Annotated in this window: 4 protein-coding genes; 2 read left to right on the forward strand and 2 right to left on the reverse strand. The window is 71.5% G+C overall.

All coding sequences use genetic code 11. From position 1 onward, the window contains the following. Nucleotides 1-233 precede the first annotated feature (233 nt). Together AOK11_RS34255 and AOK11_RS34260 are read right to left on the reverse strand one after the other, a co-directional pair. Nucleotides 234-2240, reverse strand: coding sequence for an ATP-dependent DNA helicase (locus tag AOK11_RS34255; protein WP_055597559.1), 2007 nt, complete (start codon nt 2238-2240; stop codon nt 234-236). A 183-nt stretch (nt 2241-2423) separates the two neighbouring features. Then, nucleotides 2424-3638: a TolB family protein gene (locus AOK11_RS34260; protein WP_240497601.1), complete on the reverse strand. Its 1215-nt coding sequence runs from the start codon at nt 3636-3638 to the stop codon at nt 2424-2426. A gap of 525 nt (nt 3639-4163) precedes the next feature. Here AOK11_RS34260 and AOK11_RS34265 point away from each other — a divergent pair. Then, complete coding sequence (locus AOK11_RS34265) at nt 4164-5384, forward strand: trypsin-like serine peptidase (protein WP_055597561.1); 1221 nt, start codon at nt 4164-4166, stop codon at nt 5382-5384. A gap of 165 nt (nt 5385-5549) precedes the next feature. Then, nucleotides 5550-6758, forward strand: coding sequence for a trypsin-like serine peptidase (locus AOK11_RS34270; RefSeq protein WP_055597562.1), 1209 nt, complete (start codon nt 5550-5552; stop codon nt 6756-6758). Nucleotides 6759-6957: the final 199 nt, after the last annotated feature.

Raw genomic sequence — 6957 nt, forward strand, 5'->3', positions numbered from 1 at the left:
CCAGGCAGGCCGAGGGCGAAGCCGACTGAGGTCGAGGAACAGGTCGGCGTGGGGGAGTGCACGCGCCGGGGCCCGGCAGCACAAGGCGGGACAGTGCTGGGTGGGGACAGCGCGGGGCCCCGGAACCGGCGCAGGGGTTCCGGGGCCCCGCGCTGTCCCCACCCAGCACTGTCCCGCCCTGTGCTGCCGGGCCCCGGCGCGTGCACTCCCCCACGCCGACCTGTTCCTCGACCTCAGTCGGCTTCGCCCTCGGCCTGCCTGGCTGCCGCGTCGATCGCGGCCAGGGACTTCCTCACCTGGTTCCGGTCCGTGGTGAGCCAGAAGTCGGGCAGCGAGGCCTTCAGGTAGCTGCCGTAGCGCGCCGTCGCCAGTCGCTGGTCCAGGACCGCGACCACGCCGCGGTCCCCCGTGGCGCGGACGAGCCGGCCGGCGCCCTGCGCCATGAGCAGCGCGGCGTGGGTGGCGGCGACCGCCATGAAGCCGTTCCCGCCCGCGTCCTCCACCGCCTTCTGGCGGGCGCTCATCAACGGGTCGTCCGGGCGCGGGAACGGGATCTTGTCCATGACGACCAGCTGGCAGCTGGGACCGGGAACGTCGACGCCCTGCCAGAGCGACAGGGTGCCGAAGAGGCAGGTCTTCGGGTCGGCGGCGAAGTTCTTGATCAACTCGCCGAGGGTCTCCTCGCCCTGGAGGAGGATCGGGAACTCCGGGATGCGGGAACGCAGCTCCTCGGCAGCGAGCTGAGCGGCCCGCATCGAGGAGAACAGGCCCAGGGTGCGGCCGCCCGCGGCCTGGATCAGCTCGGTGAGTTCGTCGAGCATGTCCGCGCGGTCGCCGTCGCGGGCCGGGCGCGCCAGATGCTTGGCGACGTAGAGGATCCCCTGCCTGGGGTAGTCGAACGGAGAGCCCACGTCGATGCCCTTCCACTGCGGAAGGTCGTCCCCCTCGGCGCCCTCGGGGCCGAGGCCCAGGGAGGCGCCCACGCCGTTGAAGTCGCCGCCCAGCTTCAGGGTCGCGGAGGCCAGGATCACCGAGCGGTCGGAGAAGAGCTTCTCCCGCAGGAGGCCCGAGACCGACATGGGGGCGACGCGCAGCGAGGCGCCGCTGTGTCGGTACGCGGCTCCGCCGCGGGGCTCATGGCGCTCGTACCAGACGACATCCCATTCGGAGCCGTTGGTGATGCGCTCCGCCACGTCGTGCACGCTCTCCACCGAGGCCAGCGCCTGTTTGCGGACCGCGTCCTCGTCCTGGACGGACTTGTCGCGGGTGTTCCCGATGGCGGAGATGACGGTCCGGCAGGCGTCCCGCAGCGCCATCAGCGCGTACCCGAGGTCCTCCGGGATCTCCTCGAGACGGCCCGGAAGGGCCAGCTCCATCAGGCGTTCGAAGCCTTCGGCCGCGGTCTGCAACTGGTCGGCCGCCTTCTCGTCGGCGAGCTTCGCGGCACGGCGCACCGCGCGGTTGACCTGGCCGGGGGTGAGCTCCCCCGTGGCGACTCCGGTGACCCGGGAGACCAGTTCGTGGGCCTCGTCGACGATCAGCACCTCGTGCTGCGGCAGCACCGGAGCGCCCTCGATCGCGTCGATCGCGAGGAGCGCGTGGTTGGTGACGACGACCTCGGCGAGCTTGGCGCGCTCGCGGGCCATCTCCGCGAAGCACTCCGCGCCGTAGGCGCACTTCGTGGCGCCCAGGCACTCCCGCGACGACACCGACACCTGGGACCAGGCCCGGTCGGAGACACCCGGGGTGAGGTCGTCCCGGTCACCGGTCTCCGCCTCGTCCGCCCAGTCGCGCAGGCGCAGCAGGTCCTGGCCCAGCTTGCTGGTGGGGGCGGCCGCCTCGAACTGGTCGAAGAGGCCCTCTTCCTCGTCCTGCGGTACGCCCTCGTGGAGCCGGTGCAGACACAGGTAGTTGGACCGGCCCTTGAGCATGGCGAACTGCGGGCGGCGGCGCAGGAGCGGATGCAGCGCCTCCACCGTGCGCGGGAGGTCGCGCTCCACGAGTTGGCGCTGCAGGGCCAGCGTGGCCGTCGCCACGACGACTCGCTCCCCCTGAGCGAGCGCGGGCACCAGATAGCCCAGCGACTTTCCGGTGCCGGTGCCGGCCTGGACCAGCAGATGAGAGGCGTCGTCGATCGCTTCGGCGACGGCTTCGGCCATGGTCACCTGGCCGGGGCGCTCCGTGCCGCCGACAGCGGTGACGGCAGCGTGCAGGAGTTCAGGGAGTGAGGGCTTCGTCATAGCGCGACCACCCTACGGCCCGGCACCGACAATCGTGCGCCGACCGCAAGGGCCGAGGACGTGACGGAGATCCTGCGGGTCCGCCGACCACGCCCCGCGGCTCAGCCGGCCCGGCGGTTCCGCGCAGGGCACCCGGCGGCTGAGCGCACGGGTGCCCTGGCTCGACGCACGGGGCCCCGTTCCTCAACGCAAGGTGCGCACGAACACATCTCCGATCAGATTCGTGTCGTCGGGCACCAGACCCGGGTGGTAGGAGTCGAAAACGGCGGTCGACTCGTCCGCGCTCAGCGCCGCTCGGCCCACGGTGACGGGCTCGCCGTCCTGTCCCGGTGCCAGCAGTTCCTCGTGGCCGGTGCGCAGATCGCGCAGGATCAGTCCTGTCGTCCTGCGGTTCGCGTCCGCCGTGTTCAGGAGCAGTTTCGAGCCGTTCGCCGACAGGTCCGAGACCAGGGTGAGATCCGTGGGGGTGCGGCCGTCGTGGCGGTGGAGCTCTCCGGTGCGCAGGTCGCGGACGAAGGCGTTCCAGCCGTCGTTCGGATCGGCCTCCGGGACCAGGTTGGTCGCCTGCGAGTTGAAGCCGACCCGGGTGCCGTCGGCGCTGAGTACCGGAGCGACCGCCGACCGGTCGGCGGGGGCGCCGTCGTGCGAGGCGTCGGCCTGCACGGTCCGCCCGGTCACCCGGTCGTACACCAGGATGTCGCCCTGGTCGTCGTCGGCCGGCCCGGAATATCCCTCCAGGTAGGCGACCTTGCGGCCGTCGGCGCTCATCGAGATCTGCGTGCACCGGTGGAAGTCCTTCGAGCCGTCCGAGGGCCGGCTGACCCTCCGCACCTGCTCCGTCCAGCGGTCGAGGAGCATGACCCGGCAGTCGAACGCGCCGTTCTCGCCGGTGGTGGGCCGGGCGACGAAGGCGACATGGCGTCCCTCCGCACTGACCGGGGCGATGCCGTACGACACCTCGTAGTCCTCGTCCAGCGCGGGAGCCAGACGTTCCACGGACCCGGTGCGCAGGTCCATGACATGCACGGAGGACTTCCCGGTCGTGGCCGAGTACGAGGTGAAGGTCAGGTGGCTCCCCGACCCGGACACCTGGGGCGTGGACGTCGTCGCGCCCGGCACCACCACACGCCGCAGTGGTGCGCCGGGGGCCGTGCGGTAGAAGACGCTGTACGTCCCGTCCGTGCCGCCGGCCACCAGGTTGGTCGCACCCGACGCGAAGGCCACGACGCGTCCGTCGGCGCTGACCACCGGTTCCACCGAGTGGTTGTTGCCGCCGGTGCCGTCGGGGGCCACACTGATCCGCTCGGTGCGCGGGACCGGCTCACCGCTCACCGCCCCCGCGGGCCCGGCGACACCGGCGACCGCGGCCGCCAGGACGGCAGTCAGGGCGATGTGCACGGAAAGTCCGGAACAAGGTCTCGAAGAAGGTCTCATCGAGTGGCTCTCCCCTCAGATGTGGACGGCAACGGATCGACTATGGACGGCAACGGCCGTCCCGCACACCCCGCGTCCGTCCACGCCCGGCAGACGCACACGTGGACTCCGGCGAGGACTCGGGTGAAAAGCTCGCTGTCCCGCCGAGGGGTGAGGGACCCACGGCCGCGGTCCGATTCCCGGCCGGATACGGCTGATGGGCGTGCCCGTCCCGCAAAGAGGGTCAAGGCGAGGAGCAGCCGCTCCCGTGCGTGCGGCTCCTCGACGGATCAGTCGCGCGAAGGCGTCACATCCGTGGGCCTCTTGAGAATGTCCAGGTCAGAAAGCTCGTAGCGAAACCGTTGCCGTTCCGTCGGTTGTCCCCCACGGCGAACGCATAGTGTGTGGTGCCGTTCCCGGTGGTCGTGCGAGGGGCCCGGACTCCGCTCGAGTCCAGGATGCACGCACGGCCGAAGCACCAAGTTCGTCCACATCAGGGGGAGTCAGATCATGCGATCCATACGGCCGTCGTCCACCACTCGCCGAGGCGGAAGGGCGCGCCGCGGAACCTCCCCCGCGCTGACCGCCGTCGCGCTCGCCTCGGTACTCGCGCTCACCGCCACCGCCTGCGGTTCGGGGGACGACACGGCGGGCGGCGAACCCTCCGCGACCGCCGCGGCCGGGGACGGCAAGATCCAGATCCCGAGCGACATCGCGGACCGGCTCAAGGAGCACGGGATCGACGTCGACAAGTGGAGGAACGGCGACTGGAAGAACTGGGACAAGGACGACTGGCTGCGCGAGGCCAACGACTACATCAACCCGATCATCGAGGACCTGTGGGACCCGGACCGCATGCGGGAGGCCGAGCAGCCGGACCCGGAGGTCGACGAGAGCGACATCTCCGGTGACCAGGGCGTGACGGACCCGACGCCGGAACCGGTGCAGGCGCAGGCCGTGCCGCCGTCGTACCACGACAACGCTCCCACGGCGGGCAAGGTGTTCTTCGACTCCCCCGAGGGCACGATGGTGTGCTCCGCGACCGTGGTGCAGGATCCCGCCAACCCGGGCAAGTCCAACATGGTGTGGACGGCCGGGCACTGTGTGCACGCCGGCAAGAAGGGCGGCTGGTACCGCAACATCGTCTTCGTTCCCTCGTACAACGACGCGGGCAGGCCGACCGGCGAACTCGAAGGTGCCGCCCAGGACGAGGTCGCTCCGTACGGCGTCTGGTGGGGTGACTGGGCACAGACCTCCGACCAGTGGATCGAGCAGGGCGGTGCGACCGGCGGTGACGGCGCCTCGTACGACTTCGCCGTCATCCATGTGACGCCGGAGAAGGGCGGCGACGGCAAGTCGCTGGAGGAGAAGGTCGGTTCGGCACTGCCGGTGGACTTCAACGCTCCCGCCGTGCCGGACGTGGAGAGCGTGACCGCGACCGGCTACCCGGCCGGCGCGCCGTACGACGGCCAGAAGCTGTTCAGTTGTGAGGACCGGCCGGGCCGGCTCTCGCTCGGCACCTCCGACCCGACGATGTACCGCATCGGATGCAGCATGACCGCCGGTTCGTCCGGGGGCGGCTGGGTCGCGGAGGGCTCCGACGGCAAGCCGGCGCTGGTGTCCAACACCTCCATCGGCCCGGTGACGTCGGGCTGGCTCGCCGGTCCGCGGCTGGGGGACGAGGCCAAGGGCGTGTACGAGGCGGTCAGCGACAAGTTCGCCGGCCAGTGACCGTCGGCCGCTCCGGCGGCGGTTCCGTTCCCACGGGCCCCGCCCGGGCGGGAACGGCATCGCGGTAACGGCACCCGCACGGGCGGCATGAATCCGCCGGCCGCCCGTGCGGCGTCCACACCCAGCAGCAGGACATTCATTCGTAGCACCGGGGGTCACCGCACCATGCGCTCCATCCGTACGTCCGCTCCGCGCCGGCGGGGCCGTCGCAGAACCCTCGCCGCCGGGCTCGTCGCCGCCCTGGCGCTCACCGCGACCGCGTGCGGCGGTTCCACCGACGACAAGGCCGGCCCGAAGAAGCCCGGTCCCGGCACCTCGCGGGCCGCGGACGGCGAGGCCGGCAACTCCCAGGTCCCGGCCGACATCGCGGACCGGCTCGAGGAACACGGGATCGACGTCGACCAGTGGAAGGCCGGCGGCTGGCGGGACTGGGACGAGGACAAGTGGCTCGGTGAGGCCAAGGACTACGTCAACCCGGTGATCGAGGGCCTGTGGAAGCCGGAGCGGATGCGTTCCGCCGAGGAGGCCGACAAGACCCTCTCGACCAAGGACGCGACCGCCGCCCGGGGCGCCGGCGATCCGGAGCCGGGACCGGTCGAGGCGCAGGCCGAGCAGACGCCGTACCACGACCACGCGGCCCCGGTCGGCAAGGTCTTCTTCGACTCCCCCGAGGGCACGAGTGTCTGCTCCGGCACGGTCGTCAAGGACGTGAACCATCCGGGCAGGTCCAATCTCGTCTGGACCGCCGGTCACTGCGTGCACGCGGGCGGCGACGGCGGCTGGTACCGCAACATCGTCTTCGTCCCCGCGTACAACGACCTGGGCAGGTCCGAGGCGGAGCTGAGCGACGCGAACGCCTCGGAGATCGCCCCGTACGGCAACTGGTGGGCGGACTGGGCCGCGACCTCCACCGGCTGGATCGAGGGCGGCGCGCCGACCGGTGGCGCCGGAGCCCCGTACGACTACGCCGTCCTGCACGTGAAGCCGGAGCAGGGGGACAAGTCCCTGGAGGAGACGGTCGGTACCGCCCTGGACATGGACTTCTCGACCCCGCCCGCGGACGGGGCGGGCCGGACGGGTGCCTGGGGATACCCGGCGGCGCCGCCCTACAACGGACTGCGGATGTTCAAGTGCCTGGACACTCCGGGCCGGTTCTCGCTCGCCTCCGACCTGCCCACGATGCATCGCATCGGTTGCACCATGACCGGTGGCTCGTCCGGCGGCGGCTGGTTCCGGGTGGTGAACGGCGAGACCGTGCTGGTGTCCAACACCTCGATCGGCCCGACCGACAACACCTGGCTCGCGGGCCCCCAGTTGGGCCGGGACGCCGAGGCGCTGTACCAGAACATGAGCAGGACCTACGGCGGCCGGTGATCACGGCGGTGCGTGATCGCGGCGGTGCGTGATCGCGGCGTTCGCTGATCCGCGCAAGGGAGACGGCCCGCCCCCAGCTCATGAGCTGGGGGCGGGCCGTCTCCCTTGCGCGCGGAACCGCGGGCCGTTGACTCAGCCGGCGGTCGGCGTGGGCACGAACGGTGTGAGCTCCGCCGCCAGTTCCTCGTGCACCCGCACC

This window comes from Streptomyces hirsutus (genome assembly GCF_001418415.1).
Lineage (GTDB): Bacteria > Actinomycetota > Actinomycetes > Streptomycetales > Streptomycetaceae > Streptomyces > Streptomyces hirsutus.